Genomic DNA, 17,165 nt, shown 5'->3' on the forward strand with positions numbered 1-17,165 from the left:
TTTCAGTGAGTGCAAAGCGCTCAACTATTACGATATTCCGCTGTGGCAGTGCCATAAGAATGTTTGGAATGAGGAGAAAAAAGAATGAATCCATTAATTCAAGAATTAACACAAGAACAATTACGTACGGATATTCCTGCGTTTCGTCCTGGAGACACTGTTCGCGTACATGCGAAAGTAGTCGAAGGAACACGCGAACGTATCCAATTATTTGAAGGAGTTGTTATCGGACGCCGTGGCGCTGGTATCAGCGAAACTTATACAGTACGTAAAATTTCTAACGGTGTTGGTGTGGAACGTACATTCCCACTACACACGCCACGTGTTGCTCAAATCGAAGTAGTACGTTATGGTAAAGTTCGTCGTGCGAAACTTTATTACTTACGTGCATTACACGGTAAAGCGGCTCGTATTAAAGAAATCCGTCGTTAAAAACTTGTTATTAATTAACAGTGAACCCCTTGGTAACCAAGGGGTTTTGTTTTTGTTTATATACTAGTTTCTTTGATTCCTTAATGCAAATTGTAGTACATTATATCATTCTTTTAAGCAGGAATAGTTGTAGCGGTGTAGATGTTTGTGATAAAATCAACAAAAAGGATATATTCAGAAAGAGTTGATAGATTTTGAATCTAAGTTTGTATTATACATTTCTTGTATTGGCAAAGAATTTAAATTATCATAAAACTTCAAATATTTTATTTATTTCTACACCATCAGTTTATCAACAAATCAAAAAATTAGAGGAGCATCTTCACTTAAAACTATTTAAAAAAGAAGGTAGACATATTTTCCTAACTAATGCTGGCGAGCAACTTATACCGATTGCTCAGAAACTTATATTCACTTATGAAGAGAGTTTAGAACAGGTGAATGCAATAAGAAATCATCATCAATCAACTCTAAAAATTGTTACATCTCATTTTGTAGCAGTCTATATTATGCCTAAATTTTTAACTTTCTTTTTTAGAGAAGCTCCTGATATTGAAATTTCAGTTGATTATATTGAGGATGAACTAATGGAGAATATGATAGAAATTGGGAAGTTTGATGTAGCATTGACCAGAATTAAACCAAATCATAATAAACTTAAATGTACTAGTGTCTATTCTTGTCCAATAAAATTAGTAGTGCCTAATAACGATACCTCTAAAAACGAATTGAGTTACTTAAAAGAATATCAAGTTTTAACGGGCAATCATCCAACCTATTGGGAAAAATTAGAACAAGATATTTTTAAAGCAAATCCAGAAGTAAAATTTTTTTCAGTTGATAATGTTAAAATGGTGGAAAGTTTAATCTCAAGAAAACAAGGAATTTCATATCTGCCGATGTGTATCTTTCATGAATCAATGTCCAAAGAGCTCAACGTTATAAAGCCTAAATTGATTGTTCCTCCTGATTTTACTATTTATAGTATTTGGTCAAAAAACAATGCTGAGGTAGTTAGATTCAATGGCTTGGTTGATAAGTTTTTTGAAACCTATTTTTAATGAATCTTTTAAACAAGAGGAAAAAGTCGAAATACTCAATGATATATTGAGTATTTCGACTTTTCGCTATTTTTCAATGATTTTTTTAGATGAAATTTGAATTTAATTCAAATTAAACCAATATTCATGTCTGCTATTTTTTTAGCATAGGAAATGACTACATTTTACCTATTGAAATGGAGATTGATAGTTTTGAAAATGTGATAATAAGTTTGTACAATATAATCGTTAGAGGCTGTATGGAGAATTCTAAGATTATAGATGAATGTTATATTTCTATATTTTCATATGTTAATACTAATAAAATTTAGAGAAACATAGTTTTTAACCAATCACTCTGAGACGTCAGAGCCTAAACAATTCATGTAGCTTTCCACGTATCATGTAATGAGAGCTACCCAGTAAGGGTTAATTTTTTGTTCTAACATATAAGAAGCATGGATAGCAATAAAACCTTCATCAGTTGTATCGGAAGGACTATTCTCAGCTCTTGAAAAGCCGCCATCAGGTGATTGATGAGAAGCTATCCATTTTTTTGCTTGTTCAACATCGTCCGGAAGTTCATTTAAAAGATATAGTGCACCAATCGCATGATAAGATCCGACAAAGCTAACTGTTTTGTTTTCTTGATACTTAAATCCACCATTCGTATCTTGTAATTTTTTTAACCACTGAATAGTTTTTTGCTTATTCGGAATGTCGACACCAGATATCCGTAAGCTATCTATTGCTCTAAAAGTTGAGAATGTTTCTGATACGCCGTTAGGAATTACGCCAAATCCACCGTCAATATTTTGCGCATTTAAAAGATACTGTATTAAGGCTTCTTTATCCTTTGGTTCATCATCTAAAATGTGTAAAAGAAGGGTACCAAAAGTTGAATGCCAAACATCACTAGGATAGCCAGGAGCATTTCCAAAGCCACCATCAGGATTCTGACAATTTTTGATAAATTCAATACACATTTTAACATCAAAATCATAACTACCCAGAATATAATTTGTAAAAACAACACAATAAGTAGTAAACAGTTCTGATAATAAAGAAGGTTGCTCGCCAAATCCACCATCAGAATTTTGAGATGAACGTAAAATAATTTGTAAATTTTCTTTGTTAGGAATTGTTTTATCCAAAACCTTCATATCAGCTGCCACATGTAAGGCAGAAAAATTTTGAGGTGTTCGATCTGACTTGAAACCTAGTGGAGATCTATAGGGCGTTAAACCGAAAGCGAAACCTGAAATCGTTTTTTCAGACCATTCTATATAATCGTTTTCATCAATGTAAGACGTGGATAGTCTTCCCGTTGAAACATAGGTTTTATCTGTATTGAACTCTTTCTTAACATAAGGTAGGTGTGGGAGTTGCTTCTCAATAGATACTGTTTCATTTTCTAATGCCAGTATGCCGATTAACTGTAAAGTTGCTGTTTTCTGGTGCAAAGGTAAATAGCGATTATTACCAACAACGAATGAGCCTACGGTAAAAGGTGGTACCATAGTATGTCTGGCTAATGGTACAGTTGGGGTAGTTGGTGTGGAAAACCAATTGCCTTGCCCTAGCATAAGTCCACCATTTTTTTTATCAAAATAAATAGATAATTGTGTCAGTAATTCTTTGATAATAGGATCGTATTGTGAGTTTTCAGTACTTATTTTATATTTTTTTAATGCTAACAGGAAAAGCGCATGACTTTGTGTGGATTTTATTGGAAAAGGAGATTCTGCATGATTATAATAAACGGGAGTAGAGTCAACAGATACAACACCGGAACTATCGGATTTATTCCAATATCCTTTAGTAAATGGATGTGAGTAATTTTCAATGATAAATTGAATAGTTTGATCAATTATCTCGACATAAGAAGTATCTTGGTCAAGTATTGTTGATAGTGAAAAAATAAGAAGAGACAAGTCTGCTAAAGTTTTTCCTTTACTTTCAATTGGTTGATTGTTTGTATTTAATACGGAGAACGCTCCTTTTTGATCATCTAAAAAGTTCATTAATAATTTTATAAGGGAACTTGATTTAGTTTGGTATTTCTCAATATTTAGTGTATTTAGAACATAGATAAAAAGTGAAACGTCAGATAACTTTTTATCTTCTGATAAGATTCTACTCCAGTCTTCTGTGAATCTCATAGCATGGTTATATTTAAAATAGGTATCACTGACTTTTTCGATTAGTTCGCTTCCTTTAATTTGAAGAGTTTCATTATCAGTAACTTGACCTGCTTCATAAAGACTGTAGCCAGTTAAAAGCTGAGTGAAAGTCGTTTTAATTTTTCCTACTTCATAAGGCAGTGAGGTGGTATCCAGGATTTCAAAATAACCAATATTGTTAGGATCTTTAAATTTTTCAAGTGCAAGAATACATTCTTCAAGTGCTTGGTAATTTTTCAGTTGAGTGAAAGCTAGGATTGCGAGACTAACGTCCAGTAACAATTTGTCTTCGGTTACGATGTCTGTCTTTCCTGTATTAATGGAGGCAAATAATCCACCATTTTTTTCATCCATAAAGTCATTTAATACTATTTTTTCGAGTTCATTCGAAAATGTTTTAGTTGTCATATCGATAATTCATCTCCTTTGATTAGTTGGTTTAACAAATTTATTGCTTTTTCTAGTCCGTTTGGATAGGGGGATAGTATTTTATATCCTTTGAAAATATCGTTGTCAGTATCTAAATTTAAAAGGCTGGACACGATCTTAGTAAACTCTTGTACATCATCTCCGTAAAAAACGGGCAAATCTAATTTTTCTAATCTTTTATAAGCTTCTACTTCATGATATTCAGCATAACTTGCTAAATAAAAAAGAGTCGGAATATTTAGTAAAGAAACTTCTGTTACAGTAATCCAACCAGGATGGGCGATTAGAAGAGTACTATTTTCAATTAATTCTCTCCAATTTGGTAAATAGGGAAGAAAAATAAGGTCATTGTCTATCTGGTGATTTTCGGAATCGATCCCTAGCAAAACAAGCTGCAAATTTGAGTTTGTTTCTTTAAGAAGTTTGAAACTTTCCGTGAATAGTTTAGTACTATTTTCTTTATCTTCAGCAAGCATAGTTGTATTACTTACAGTTGCCACAATATAAGGTCGGTCACGGTCGATGCCTAATTCGTCAAAATCTAAAGGATGGTTGTCATCGGTTCGATCAGCATATATTGAACCAACGAAAAAAGTTTTATCACTGTATTTCATAAGTTGGGTATCACTTTTGAACGTTTTCATAAAGACTTTATCGGTAATAATGAGATCCACATTTTTAACTAGCCATAAAAAAAGTTCATTTAAAGCTTTTTGAGCACTGATAATATCAGAAGTTTCGACTTTGAAATTGCCTTTTTTAAGCTCATCGGTACTTATATCTACTAGTGTAAAATTATGTCTCTCGGTAACAAAAGCATTTTTAATATTAGACATAACCGCTGCAAAAGTAGCATTGATATTATAATCACTGATTAGTAGATCTGGTTTTAAATGATTGATTAAAGTCATATATTTTAAAATTTTATCACCATTGAAAAAAGTCGGTACAAAGTAATTGGTAATCATTGTTTGCCAATCGAGATTTTGATTTAAATTTGAACTTTTTGAGTAATCTATAATTCCTGTAGGACTTAAGTCAATAACAGTAATACCTTCTTTTTCGAAAAGGGGAGTAAATACATCTTGTCTTGATCCTAATAATACAGTAATCGAAATATCAGTATTTTCTTTTATCAGTTTTTTCCCAAGAGCCAGAACCCTCATGTTATGACCTGTGCCGGTAGGATTTGGTGCTAGTAATATTTTTGTCATTAAATTCACCTCGATATATTTTTTAAAATAAAACTATTGCTTGGTATGATTGAATTATCTGAAATGTTAACACCACCTAAAATAATTGTATTCGAGCCGATTATTACATTTCGTCCAATTTTTACAGGTTGCATTGTTGTTGGCAAAGAAAGTTTTTTATAGTCGTGGGAGGTTGAAAGTATATGGATGTTATTTTCCAAAGTTGAATTTTCATCTATATATATTTTGCCAGCAGCTTCTAAGATAGTATTATTCCCAACTGTAATATTTCTTCCTAAAACTAGTCCGCCTTTTGCTAGTTTAGATCCAATAAAAATATTGTTTTCTCCAATTGAAGAAAAATAGTTATTTACAAATGAAGCACTAATATAGTTATTGCGTTTGTTTTTTTGAATGTACTTCTTTTGTTCTTTTTTTTCGATCATAGTTTTTAAAAATTTAGAAAATTCAGGTACACGATCTTTAGTATAACTTCTCTTCTTAATTGTTTTCTTTTTTTGTCCGAATATTATTGTGTAAGGTTCTACATCTTGGTTTATTATAGAGTTTGCACCAATGATACTACCTTCACCAATCGTTACACCTTCATTTATTATGGTGTCAGCACCTATCCAAACAAAGTTTTCTATCGTTGTTGTTTTATTATCACCACCAATTATAGTTTTTGAAGCGATTTGAACATTATTTCCAATCGAAGAATTTTTGATTGCACATCTAAATCCAATAAATACGTCATTACCAATAATAGACTTACATATCAAAGAACCAATTCTAATCCAAATACGGCTTCTTAATGTTGATCCAACAATTTTCACGTCATCATCTATGAGTAAATCAGTACTATGTTCCAAATATAATCACCTTCTTTCTAGTACATGAATATTGTTCGATACTTCCAAATTAGTCGAACTATAACCAGAAGTCCATTAGTTTATTTTTAATATTCCATTTATTTAAAACTATCGAACTATTTTACTTGAAATATAAAGAAAAAAGGAATATGATAGTTCTATGAATATAAAACAATTAGAAGAGGACGAAATAAGAGTACAGATTTTCAAGGCACTATCTGATCCAGCTAGATTGGAAATCATTAGAGTTTTAAGAGACAAAGGAGATGAGATGGGATGTGGAGAGATAGGGGATAATCTTGAGTTGAGTAAGTCAACGGTTTCCTATCATTTTAAAACTTTAAGAGAAGCAGGATTAACAACTACTAGAAGAGAAGCTAGAGAAAAATTTGTAAAACTTCGTTATGATACGTTTAATAAGTATCTTACCAACTTCCTAGATTCCTTATGATGGGATCTAGGTATAGTTTTATTATTCAGTTCGATAGGTTTGAAATTATGAAACTGTTATGTGGGATTTAATAGTCTAAGAATTACGGGAGAGGAAAAATAAATGAAAAAATATTCTTTGATTTTCTTTTTAATTATGTTTTTGATAGGTACAGATACATTTTTAATATCACCATTATTACCGACCTTAACAGATTTGTATGATATACCAGCCAATATTTCTGGTTGGATGGTAAGTGCTTACGCATTAGGATATGCACTTTTTGCATTGATTAGTGGACCGATTTCTGATGGGAAAGATAGGAAAAAGGTCATGTTGTATGGTTTTGTAGCATTTGCTATTTCAACATTTTTATGTGGATTTGCAACAAATTTTACTTTGATGATTACGTTTCGTTTTTTAGCAGGTGTGAGCGCATCTTTTGTAACACCACAAGTATGGGCATCTATTCCAATTGTATCACCTAAGGATATGATTGTTAAAACAATGGGATATGCGTCTGCAGGATTAGCAGTCTCACAATTAGTTGGTGTTCCTATTGGGAGTTACTTAGCAGCAGTTTCTTGGAAGATGCCATTTTTTGTGATATCTGTAGCATCATTACTAGTAGGTTTAGTTGTTTATTTATTGTTACCTAGTTTGAATCTTGAAAGCCAAAAAGCAGAAAATACAACCTTTGTTCACATTTATGGACAGATATTGAAGAACAAAAAAGCGTTAGCTTATCTGATTGCTTATTTCATTTTTCAAACAGGAAATTTTTGTGTGATGACATTTATTGGATCATGGTTTACCAGAGACTTTTCTTTAGGTCTATCGAGTGTTGGAACTGCGATGATTGCGATAGGGACAGGGAATTTAATAGGTACGTTATTTGGTAATAAATTGATTAGTCGATGGGGAATTCCAAAATCACTCTTTATGGGATTGGTAACACTAATGTTTGTATACCTTATTATTCCATTTTCAAACTCATTTTTATTAGCTGATATTGGCTTAACAATTGTTTTTTTAGTCAACGGTTTTATTTTCCCTTTATTTATGACAACTTTGCAAAGTACAACCACAACGGCAAGAAGTACAATATCTTCACTATCAAATGCAGCTATGTATGCTGGAACAACAGTTGGCGGAATTGTTGGTGGAATATTGTTTACTAAGTTTTCTGGTTTCTTTGGGATTGCTTATTTTACTGTTATTACTTATTTGATTGTATTGGTCATCTATAAAATGTCTGGTATCTTCAAGCAAGTGTCGATGGCATCTGGAGGAAAAGGCAATGAATAAAATGATAGAAATAATGAAGGATCACAGTTCACATAGGAAATTTGATGTAAACTATGAACTTCCTGAACAGGATTTACAGCTGATTATTGAATGTGCAAAACAAGCTTCAACCTATATCAATGGGCAATTCTATTCCATTATTATTGTAAAAGATAAAGAAAAAAGAGCACAGATGGTTAATAGCAATCCTTTAAATAGTCATATTTTAAATAGTTCAGTTTTTTTATTATTTATCATGGATTTAAATAGGTCAAATAAAATTTTTCAACATCATCATACTTCACATGATTTTTCAGATAATATAGATCATTTATTTTTAGGAAGCGTAGATACGGCTTTAAGCTGTGCTAATGCAATTAATGCGGTAGAAAGTCTTGGGTTAGGTTGTGTTGTTGTAGGTGGAGTCAGATACCATGTAGATGAAATAATTGATCTATTTAAATTGCCAACATTGACCTATCCTTTGTTTGGACTATCCATTGGAAAACCAATTGATACACCAGTAATTAAGCCAAGATTGAGCAATGACACTATGATTTTTACTGATGAGTATAAGGATTACTCCTATGATTTAATATCTGATTATGATTTAATTCTTAGTAAGAATCAGTTAAGTGAATCTTGGTCAGATAGCATTAAGAATTATTTCAATAATGATTCTCTTAAGGAAATTACACGAAAAGGGTTAGATAAACAAAAGTTATTATAAAAAATTATCGTATTGGAACAAATCGGAAGAAGTCGTTTTCAACTGATAGCCAATGTTAAATAAGCCTCTTGGTTATTGAGGGGCTTTTTAACGGTTAGATAATCTGATACCGCAATCTAATAAAAAGAAATTTGAATGGAGAAGTTGAAGATCAGCTAATGACAGTTGAGTAGCCAGCAATCAAAAAACTTTTGAATTACAAATATCTTTAGATTTTAACCAAATAGGCAACGTAAAATAAAAATTAAAACTAAGGAACAGGAAAAGTAAGACAATGCGATATATAAATAAAGATTTTCTTTTGCTGCTCTGTATTTAAATAACGAGAAAATTGCTGAAACAAAGAAAAGTATTGATAAAACCACTATTTTCACCTCAAAAGTAATTGTACCAGTTTTAAATGGAAAATGATAAAAAAAGTAAAAAAAAGAAAAGAAAATAGTGTTAAATTGAATTTATTTGATAATTAGGAAATTATTTATAATTATCATTAGTGATATATTTTAAAACGCAAGCAGTTAGAAAAAGAACGAACTTAAATAAACTGTATAAGTAGCACATGTGTAATCGGCTATTTATACAGTTTATTTGATATACTCTATGCGTATAAATTTTCTCTTGATAGTAATAAGAGGTCTTTTAGAAAGAGAGGAGCTATAACGAATCTTATGACTGTCTTAATTCTAACAAAAATGCTAATGCCTGTTCTTGATTCATTAAACCAGATTTTAGTTTTTCAGCAATGAGGTCAATTTCTGAGCCTTTTGCACCGATAGACATAGCTAAGGAACGAGCTTGTAAGGACATATGACCCTTTTGGATACCGTCTGTAACTAAAGCGCGTAATGCAGCAAGATTTTGTGTTAAACCGACAGCGGCGATTACTTCTGCTAATTCTTTTGAAGTGGTAACATTTAATAGTTCTAAAGCTGCTTGAGCTTTGGGTAATACACTAATTGCGCCACCAACTGTTCCAATAGCTAGTGGTAATTCTATTGTACCGGTTAATCCATCTGCGGTAAGTTTCCATTCACTCAAACCTCTATATTTTCCTTTTACAGCATAGGCATGAGCGGATGCTGCTACAGCACGAGTGTCATTACCTGTTGCCAAAACCACAGCCTCAATACCATTCATAATTCCTTTATTGTGAGTCGTTGCGCGATAAGGGTCTATCTGAGCTAATTGTGAAGCAGCTGCAATTTTTTCAGCAACTAGCTTTCCGGCTTCTAAATCTCCTGTTTTGCTCAAGCTGGAAAAATCAACTTCACATGTAGCCGTTACTAGAGACTCTGTTGCGTAATTACTTAAAATACTAAATAGAATCTCGTCATCAAACCATTGACGGAATAAATCGGCTACGCCTTCTAAAATAGAGTTTAGAATATTGGCACCCATAGCATCTTTTGTATCAACAAGTAAATCTACTGATAAAAAGCTATCGTCCTCTGGAAATTGACGAACTTGGATTCGTTTTAATCCGCCTCCACGCTTTACAATAGAGGGGTAACTTTTTTCAGCTTGAATGAAAATTTCTTCCGTGGATTGATCAATTTTTTCTTTTATGTGTATTTGATCTGTAACATTCATAAAGACAATTTGACCTCTTAATAGACCTTCAGACAGTTTACTTTGAATACCACCACAATTTCGAATCATTTTAGTCCCATTACTACATGCGGCAATAACTGAGGGTTCTTCTGTTGCCATAGGAACAGTATAACTTTTTTCATTCACTAAAACATCCGTGACAACGCCCATTGGCAGAGCCATTTCACTGATTTGGTTTTCTATTAAGTGATTAGCAATATCTTCATCTAAAGAGATAATTTCTAACTCTTGTCTGTTTTCAAGAGAAAGATTTCCAAGTTCTTGTAAGAAAGTTAAGCGTTCATCTCTGGATAGTTGGTAAATTTTTTTTTTTTTATTTTTTTTTAAAGGGCGCTCAATAAGAATAGCGAGCCCTAGACCGCCACCAACACAAAGTGAGGCGATGCCATATTGATTATTTGTGTCTTCCAATTGTCTTGCTAGAGTTGACACAATTCGTGTTCCAGAAGCGCCAATAGGATGACCTAGGCTGATGCCTCCGCCCCAAATGTTAAGCTTTTCATCTGGAATCTGTAATTCATTTTGAACAACAATAGACGATGCTGCAAAAGCTTCATTGATTTCAAATAAATCAATGTCTTCAATTGTCATATTATTACGATGCAATAAGGATTGAATAGCTTTAATTGGTGAAATGCCCATTATGCTTGGGTCAATTCCGATTTCAGTAACATCCTTGACGATTGCAATGTAGGGAAGTTGATGTTTTTCAGCAAAAGCTTTTGATGTCAATAACATTGCAGAAGCACCATCACTGATTGTTGACGCATTTCCCGCTGTGACAGATCCATTGTCTTTGAAAACCGTTTTTAAAGTACTTAATTTTTCTAAGGTTGTATCTTTCCGAATTCCTTCATCTTGCGTAATGATGTTGTCATCAATGGTTAAAGGTAGGGTTTCTTTTAAAAATTTTCCTTCATCTTGTGCTTTGGTTGCTTTCATTTGTGAGTGGGTTGCGAATGCATCTTGCATTTTTCGTGTTATATTGAATTGCTCAGCAACATTTTCTGCTGTCAGTCCCATAGCTTTTCCGCTAAAAGCATCTGTTAAACCATCAACCATCATAGTTGGAGCTGGTTTTGAATAAGTGTCATCTTCTTTATAAGTGATAGCGGGAGCAGTTGTCATACTTTCTGTTCCACCAGCCAATACAACATCTGCTTCCCCTAATTGAATGGCTTGTTTTGCTAAGCTGATTGCTTTCATTCCTGATCCACAAACTTCATTTACGGTGAATGCAGGGACTTCGTAGCTTAATCCACTGTTGATAGCAATTTGTCTTGCAGGGTTTTGCCCATTGCCAGCTTGTAATACATTTCCGAAAATAACTTGTTTTATATGTTCTGCTGCCTTTGTATTCCTTGTAAGTAACTCTTTTGTAACAGCTGTTCCAAGCTCAACTGCAGATAATGATTTTAATTGTCCTCGATACTTACCTATGGGCGTTCTCAAGGCGTCGATAATTACGATTTCCACGACGTCACCTCCACTATGAAATATACCATGCTTTGTGAAAAAAGAATACTCTATAAACCATATTAAAAAAACTTCTGAAATTCTTTAACAAATTTTAAATTGTTCTTTTTTCTAACAATGTTGCTCGAATTTATGATAAATTATACTATGTAGTGAATTGAGAATAACGATAAAGGAGATATACGATGAACGTTGGCATAGATAAAATCAGTTTCTTTGTACCACCATACTACGTAGATATGACCGATTTAGCTTTGGCAAGAGAGGTAGATCCAAATAAATTTCATATCGGTATTGGACAAGATAAGATGGCAGTTAATAAAAAGACACAAGACATCGTGACTTTTGCCGCAAACGCTGCAAAAAATATTTTAACTGATGAGGATAAAAAGCAAATCGACATGGTAATTGTGGGTACTGAATCCAGTATAGACGAGTCTAAGGCCTCAGCAGTGGTTTTACATCGTTTGTTAAATATTCAACCATTTGCTCGTGCATTTGAAATAAAAGAAGCCTGCTACGCAGGAACTGCTGCTTTGCAGTATGCGGTATCTCATATTCAAAATCATCCTGAAAGTAAGGTATTAGTCGTTGCTTCTGATATTGCAAAATACGGATTGGCTTCTGGTGGTGAACCCACACAAGGGGCTGGGGCAGTTGCTATGTTAGTTTCGGCTGAACCAAGAATTTTACAATTGAATGATGATAGTGTGGCATTAACGCAAGATATCTATGATTTTTGGCGTCCGGTAGGGCACGATTATCCAATGGTTGATGGACAGTTATCTAATGAAACATATATTCAAGCTTTTCAAAAAGTATGGGACGAATATCGACGTCGGTATAAAAAATCGTTTGCTGATTTTCATGCACTAACTTTCCATATACCGTATACAAAAATGGGGAAAAAAGCCTTATTAGCTGCATTGGAGAATGAACCATCAGAAGAACAAGAACGAATTCTAGAGCAATATGAAGCAAGTATTGTGTATAGTAGACAAATCGGTAATTTGTATACTGGTTCTTTGTATCTTGGTCTGATTTCTTTGTTGGAAAATGGTCAGTTAAATGCCGGAGACCAAGTAGGACTGTTTAGTTACGGTTCTGGTACTGTAGCAGAATTCTTTAGTGGGACCCTTGTTGATGGTTATCAAAAAGAATTATTAAAAGATCGTCATCAGAAACAATTGACCGAGCGAAAAAGGTTATCAATTAATGACTATGAAGAGATGTTTAATGATAGTTTGGATGTTAATGTGGATAAAGAATATAAGGATTCTTTACTTTATAGCATAGCTACTATTTCAAATACAGTCAGAATGTACAAAGAAGCGTAATTTTCTGAAAAACAAACGAAGAAAAAATTTCTTAGTATTTCTTTTGAGCTATTCTAAATTGAAAAAAATTAACGCTTCGATTAATTTAGAGAAAAAGGAATAATAATTTACGATTATCAAGTTGTAGAAATAGTACTTGGGTGATTGTTCGACAAGAGGTAAGTCTAGATTAAGTGATTAAGGATAAAAGTGAGTCAGAAACGTGCTAGAAAAGACGTTTCTGACTTTTTTTCTTTGTCGAAAATAATGGCATTTTCCGATAATTTTATCTGAAATAGCTCGTTCAATCATAATTCGGACTTTCAACTGTTTATTGTAAAGCTATTTTACGTTTTTAAATGAATTCTAAGTCAACAAGATAATTTGTAAAGGAGGAAAAATTTGGTTTATAATGTAAATGAAGAGAGGTTTTAAGAGAGAGTTAAGGAGGAAAGGACATGAATATAAAAAAGGTCAGCGAACTAAGCGGTGTTTCTGCTGATACTATCAGGTATTATGAACGAATTGGCTTGATTCCACCAGTGAAACGTAGTGTTAGCGGGATTAGAGACTTTGACGAAGAAGACTTACGTTGGCTTGTTTTTAGTAGACAGATGAGAAATGCAGGCTTGTCCATTGAGTCTTTGGTGAAGTATCTAACTTTATTTCAAGTTGGGAATGAAACGGTTTCTGCACGCAAAGAAATCATTGCCCTCCAAATCACAGAATTAAAAGAAAAAGCGTCTGAATTAAACACAGCTATTGAACGATTAGAGTTTAAATTGGCCAATTATGATGAACACATGATTCCAGCGGAAAATGCATTAAGAGATTTTAATCAAAACAGAGAACAAAAAATTACCAGCTTCTAAACATTTTAGTTTAGAAGCCTTTTTATTTCTTAAATAAAGTTCTTGACTTAGAGTTCACTTTAAGAGTTAAACTATATTTATTGATAAGAATAGTAATTTATTATAAGGAGGAAACTAAATGAACTACGTAAAATTTGGCAATACAGGGATGGAAGTTTCAAGACTTTGTTTAGGTGCAATGGGATTTGGCGATCCCAATAGTGGTTTTCATGAGTGGGTTCTGGAAGAGGAAGAGAGTAGAAAAGTTATCAAAAAAGCTCTTGATTTAGGGATCAATTTCTTTGATACAGCCAATGTTTATTCTTATGGAGCTAGTGAAAGGATTCTTGGCAAAGCTCTGAATGAATATGCTAATCGTGATGAAATTGTTGTTGCGACAAAATTATTTACTACGATGAAAAAGGATGTACCAAATAGCGGAGGACTTTCAAGAAAAGAAATCTTCCATCAAATTGATGCTAGTTTAGAACGTCTAGGTATGGATTATGTAGACTTATACATCATCCATCGTTGGGATTACAATACACCAATCGAAGAAACCATGGAGGCTTTGCATGACGTAGTGAAATCAGGAAAAGTTCGTTATCTTGGCGCATCTGCTATGTTTGCTTGGCAATTTGCGAAAGCGCAAGCAGTAGCAGAAAAAAATGGTTGGACAAAATTTGTTTCCATGCAAAATCATTTAAATCTATTATACCGCGAAGAAGAAAGAGAAATGCTGCCACTATGTGAGGATCAAAAAATTGCTGTTACACCATATAGTCCATTGGCTTCTGGACGTTTGACTCGTGATTGGAGCGCATCAACCAAACGATTTGAAACAGATCAAACTGCAATGTCAAAATATGATATAACTGCTGATCAAGATCACATAATCGTTGAAAGAGTCGCAGAGATCGCAGAAAAACGTGGAGTAGAACGCGTGCAAATTGCTCTTGCTTGGTTACTTCAAAAAGAACAAGTTGTCGCACCAATCATTGGCGCAACCAAAGAAAGTCATTTGACTAATGCGATTCCAGCTTTAGATTTAATTTTGACTCAAAAAGAAGTGATGTTTTTAGAAGAACCTTATGTTCCTCACGCTATTGTTGGACATAAATAAGCAGGGATAAATTGATAAATAATTGGAGACATGGTTAGCATTTATGGTCGCAAAAGAAATTTTTGGTGACTAGAATAGATTATATTTGATATGACAGGAGGTAGAACAAGGGTTTCTTAATGTTTTACTTCCTTTTATATTTAGAGATCCAATAATTAGATGCTAATTTTTTATTAAACTTAATTAAAAAAAACAATTATTAGGAGAAATCAGGATAAACTTACTAAGTAAGAAACAAAAATCAAACAGTATTTTTAATGGTCTTGTTCACATCGTAAAGCAGTTACTGTGAAAGAGCATCATGTGGAAGAAAGTAGGGTATATGAAAGAAAGAGCAATATTGATTATTCATGGATTTGGTGGTAATGAGAATGAGATTCTTTATTTACATGAACATTTAAGACAAAATAAAATGGATTCATTTTGGATTCAATTAACTGGACATGATGGAAATAAACAAAGTTTTTCAAATGCTACCTCTGATCAATGGTTAGCTGATGTCGATAGGAAGTTAGAGGAGCTGGAACAAGAATATACACATATCACTTGTATTGGTTTTTCAATGGGGGGATTACTGACGATTCAGGTATCTGAACGAAAATCAGTGGATCAACTAATTTTGTGTAGTACGCCAATTTATCTTTATAATGCCAACGTTATCCTACAAGATATCGTACAAGGTTTATTCTATAAAAAACAAGAAAAATTAGACTATTATTTTCGTTCAGCTAAGACGGCATCTATTCGCTCCTGTCTACAGTTTTTATCGTTGTTAAAAAAAACAAAGAAAAAATTGAAAAGAAAAACTCTGACATTATCGAATAAAAAAATACTTATTTTACAAAATAGAAAAGACGAAACTACATATTATAAAAGTGCATACTATTTGGCGAAAGCTAGTAATGCACAAGTATCTTTGAAAATGTATGAAAATGGACGGCATCAGTTATTTTTAGGAGAAAATAAAAATCTGGCAGTGGAAGACATTAAAAAATTTATCCTCATTAACTAGATAGAAAATACTAGTATGAGGATTTTTCTGTTCATTATCCAGAATTAGACAAGCAAAATTAAGCACAAATACTAAAAAGTTTTCATTAATATAAAAAGTCTTTTTGTATAACTGGAATTACAGAGGAAGAGAATGAAAAGACTTTAAAAAAGCGTGAGAAAAAATGTTTTTAAAAAAGACTTTTACTGGCAGAAGCCGAAAAAAGCCCACTGATTAAAAAGTCTTTTTAGAATGTTGGAAAATAGTTGGAATACAACGATTAGACGAATCAACTACTGAAACCGTAGATTTTTAAATGACACAAACAAAAATGGTAAATATAAAAACAGTAAATTTACCCGTTGCCAAAGGCCGCGATATGGAATATTAAGTTGATTAATAATTGGGATTTTTGGTGCAGCAAATAAAAACATAAAACAGGCTGAAATAATAAAAATTATTATGAGTTTTGTAACAAAGGAATGATGATTCTCTACACGATAGAGCTTGATCAAGATTAGAATAGCTAATAGAAGAGCAACGAATCCAGCTCCTGATGCATAATCGTGGATTAGTGATTCAATCGCCATCTTGTCTAAGTTTGTTGATCGGTCAAAAATCCCTGTAATAAAACAATCACCAATTGCAAAAGTGGCCATCATGACACTAAGCCAATTAGCTAGTGGTTTTGACGTGTTTTTAAACCTTTCATAAAAACTTGGAATGGTTAGAAGAAATAAACTACCATCTATGAGTTGCCAAATTTTAAAGGCAACTTTTGTAGGACTGCCGTCTTCACCAAAATCGCTGATCAACATTGTAACTGGGTTATAACCAGAATAAAAATGAATCAAAATCCAAGGGACAGTTAATTCACTGATAATGACCAGAATCATAGTAAGAAAACCATATTTTTTTAACACGTTCACGGAAATTCCTTCTTTGCTATTATACTTAGTGCTATTTTACTATAAAGTTACTTTTTTAAGAAAAATAAGGATTGAATAATGCATTATAAAGTGACAGACTCTAATTTAAATTAGAATAATAATTCAACCTCTTGCAGTTCAGAGGTTTTTCATGGATAATAACTAGCTGAGGCTAATATGAAAAGGTAAAATTTGAACAATTTAGTTACATTAAAATTCATGCTAAATGAACTAGTTTTATCATTATAGAAAATGAGTTGATCAATTAAATA

Annotated in this window: 14 protein-coding genes; 9 read left to right on the forward strand and 5 right to left on the reverse strand. The window is 32.8% G+C overall.

Features of this window, described 5'->3' with window-relative positions; translation table 11 throughout:
• The first annotated feature begins 84 nt into the window (after positions 1–84).
• Both rplS and BCR23_RS12670 read left to right on the forward strand, forming a co-directional pair.
• Complete coding sequence (gene rplS, locus BCR23_RS12665; RefSeq protein ID WP_010761540.1) at positions 85–432, forward strand: 50S ribosomal protein L19; 348 nt, start codon at positions 85–87, stop codon at positions 430–432.
• 194 nt (positions 433–626) lie between these two features.
• Positions 627–1,493, forward strand: a complete 867-nt coding sequence (locus BCR23_RS12670; protein ID WP_069635861.1) for a LysR family transcriptional regulator — start codon at positions 627–629, stop codon at positions 1,491–1,493.
• A gap of 380 nt (positions 1,494–1,873) precedes the next feature.
• Here the strand turns inward: BCR23_RS12670 and BCR23_RS12675 are convergent, their stop codons facing one another.
• The 3 genes from BCR23_RS12675 to BCR23_RS12685 are packed head-to-tail and all read right to left on the reverse strand — an operon-like array spanning position 1,874 to position 6,149.
• Positions 1,874–4,063 (reverse strand): prenyltransferase/squalene oxidase repeat-containing protein, encoded by a 2,190-nt coding sequence (locus tag BCR23_RS12675; protein WP_069635862.1) that lies wholly within the window; start codon positions 4,061–4,063, stop codon positions 1,874–1,876.
• Complete coding sequence (locus BCR23_RS12680; protein ID WP_069635863.1) at positions 4,060–5,298, reverse strand: hypothetical protein; 1,239 nt, start codon at positions 5,296–5,298, stop codon at positions 4,060–4,062. Before BCR23_RS12680 ends, BCR23_RS12675 begins: the two co-directional genes overlap by 4 nt.
• A gap of 5 nt (positions 5,299–5,303) precedes the next feature.
• Entirely contained in the window at positions 5,304–6,149 is an 846-nt protein-coding gene (locus tag BCR23_RS12685; RefSeq protein ID WP_069635864.1) for an acyltransferase, read from the reverse strand.
• A 160-nt stretch (positions 6,150–6,309) separates the two neighbouring features.
• On the opposite strand from BCR23_RS12685, the gene BCR23_RS12690 reads away from it, so the two are divergent.
• From BCR23_RS12690 to BCR23_RS12700, 3 genes are all read left to right on the forward strand, one after another.
• The gene (locus tag BCR23_RS12690) at positions 6,310–6,600 is read left to right on the forward strand and encodes an ArsR/SmtB family transcription factor (RefSeq protein ID WP_069635865.1); all 291 of its coding nucleotides are present in this window, start codon (positions 6,310–6,312) and stop codon (positions 6,598–6,600) included.
• A 102-nt stretch (positions 6,601–6,702) separates the two neighbouring features.
• Positions 6,703–7,887 (forward strand): MFS transporter, encoded by a 1,185-nt coding sequence (locus BCR23_RS12695; RefSeq protein ID WP_069635866.1) that lies wholly within the window; start codon positions 6,703–6,705, stop codon positions 7,885–7,887.
• A complete protein-coding gene (locus BCR23_RS12700) occupies positions 7,880–8,596 on the forward strand; it encodes a nitroreductase family protein (protein WP_069635867.1) in 717 nt (238 codons plus the stop codon). Before BCR23_RS12695 ends, BCR23_RS12700 begins: the two co-directional genes overlap by 8 nt.
• A 666-nt stretch (positions 8,597–9,262) precedes the next feature.
• Here the strand turns inward: BCR23_RS12700 and BCR23_RS14550 are convergent.
• The gene (locus BCR23_RS14550) at positions 9,263–11,683 is read right to left on the reverse strand and encodes a hydroxymethylglutaryl-CoA reductase, degradative (RefSeq protein WP_083241969.1); all 2,421 of its coding nucleotides are present in this window, start codon (positions 11,681–11,683) and stop codon (positions 9,263–9,265) included.
• Positions 11,684–11,868: 185 nt separating this feature from the next.
• On the opposite strand from BCR23_RS14550, the gene BCR23_RS12715 reads away from it, so the two are divergent.
• From BCR23_RS12715 to BCR23_RS12730, 4 genes are all read left to right on the forward strand, one after another.
• On the forward strand, positions 11,869–13,020 hold the full coding sequence (locus BCR23_RS12715) for a hydroxymethylglutaryl-CoA synthase (RefSeq protein ID WP_069635869.1): 1,152 nt from the start codon (positions 11,869–11,871) through the stop codon (positions 13,018–13,020).
• Positions 13,021–13,457: 437 nt separating this feature from the next.
• Complete coding sequence (locus tag BCR23_RS12720; RefSeq protein WP_069635870.1) at positions 13,458–13,871, forward strand: MerR family transcriptional regulator; 414 nt, start codon at positions 13,458–13,460, stop codon at positions 13,869–13,871.
• A gap of 118 nt (positions 13,872–13,989) precedes the next feature.
• On the forward strand, positions 13,990–14,973 hold the full coding sequence (locus tag BCR23_RS12725) for an aldo/keto reductase (protein WP_069635871.1): 984 nt from the start codon (positions 13,990–13,992) through the stop codon (positions 14,971–14,973).
• 301 nt (positions 14,974–15,274) lie between these two features.
• A complete protein-coding gene (locus BCR23_RS12730; protein WP_240482560.1) occupies positions 15,275–15,985 on the forward strand; it encodes an alpha/beta hydrolase in 711 nt (236 codons plus the stop codon).
• A 272-nt stretch (positions 15,986–16,257) separates the two neighbouring features.
• Here BCR23_RS12730 and BCR23_RS12735 read toward each other — a convergent pair whose 3' ends face one another.
• On the reverse strand, positions 16,258–16,893 hold the full coding sequence (locus BCR23_RS12735; protein WP_069635873.1) for a DUF998 domain-containing protein: 636 nt from the start codon (positions 16,891–16,893) through the stop codon (positions 16,258–16,260).
• Between the last annotated feature and the right edge of the window lie 272 nt (positions 16,894–17,165).

The sequence above is a fragment of the Enterococcus quebecensis genome, from assembly GCF_001730365.1.
GTDB lineage: Bacteria > Bacillota > Bacilli > Lactobacillales > Enterococcaceae > Enterococcus_L > Enterococcus_L quebecensis.

What these genes read in the sequence shown, in the direction of transcription:
- BCR23_RS12675 (WP_069635862.1), bottom strand. Translation starts at nt 4,063, where the DNA reads ATGACAACTAAAACATTTTCGAATGAACTCGAAAAAATAGTATTAAAT.
- BCR23_RS12715 (WP_069635869.1), top strand. Translation starts at nt 11,869, where the DNA reads ATGAACGTTGGCATAGATAAAATCAGTTTCTTTGTACCACCATACTAC.
- BCR23_RS12720 (WP_069635870.1), top strand. Translation starts at nt 13,458, where the DNA reads ATGAATATAAAAAAGGTCAGCGAACTAAGCGGTGTTTCTGCTGATACT.
- BCR23_RS12730 (WP_240482560.1), top strand. Translation starts at nt 15,275, where the DNA reads ATGTGGAAGAAAGTAGGGTATATGAAAGAAAGAGCAATATTGATTATT.
- BCR23_RS12700 (WP_069635867.1), top strand. Translation starts at nt 7,880, where the DNA reads ATGAATAAAATGATAGAAATAATGAAGGATCACAGTTCACATAGGAAA.
- BCR23_RS12725 (WP_069635871.1), top strand. Translation starts at nt 13,990, where the DNA reads ATGAACTACGTAAAATTTGGCAATACAGGGATGGAAGTTTCAAGACTT.
- BCR23_RS12695 (WP_069635866.1), top strand. Translation starts at nt 6,703, where the DNA reads ATGAAAAAATATTCTTTGATTTTCTTTTTAATTATGTTTTTGATAGGT.
- rplS (WP_010761540.1), top strand. Translation starts at nt 85, where the DNA reads ATGAATCCATTAATTCAAGAATTAACACAAGAACAATTACGTACGGAT.
- BCR23_RS12690 (WP_069635865.1), top strand. Translation starts at nt 6,310, where the DNA reads ATGAATATAAAACAATTAGAAGAGGACGAAATAAGAGTACAGATTTTC.
- BCR23_RS12680 (WP_069635863.1), bottom strand. Translation starts at nt 5,298, where the DNA reads ATGACAAAAATATTACTAGCACCAAATCCTACCGGCACAGGTCATAAC.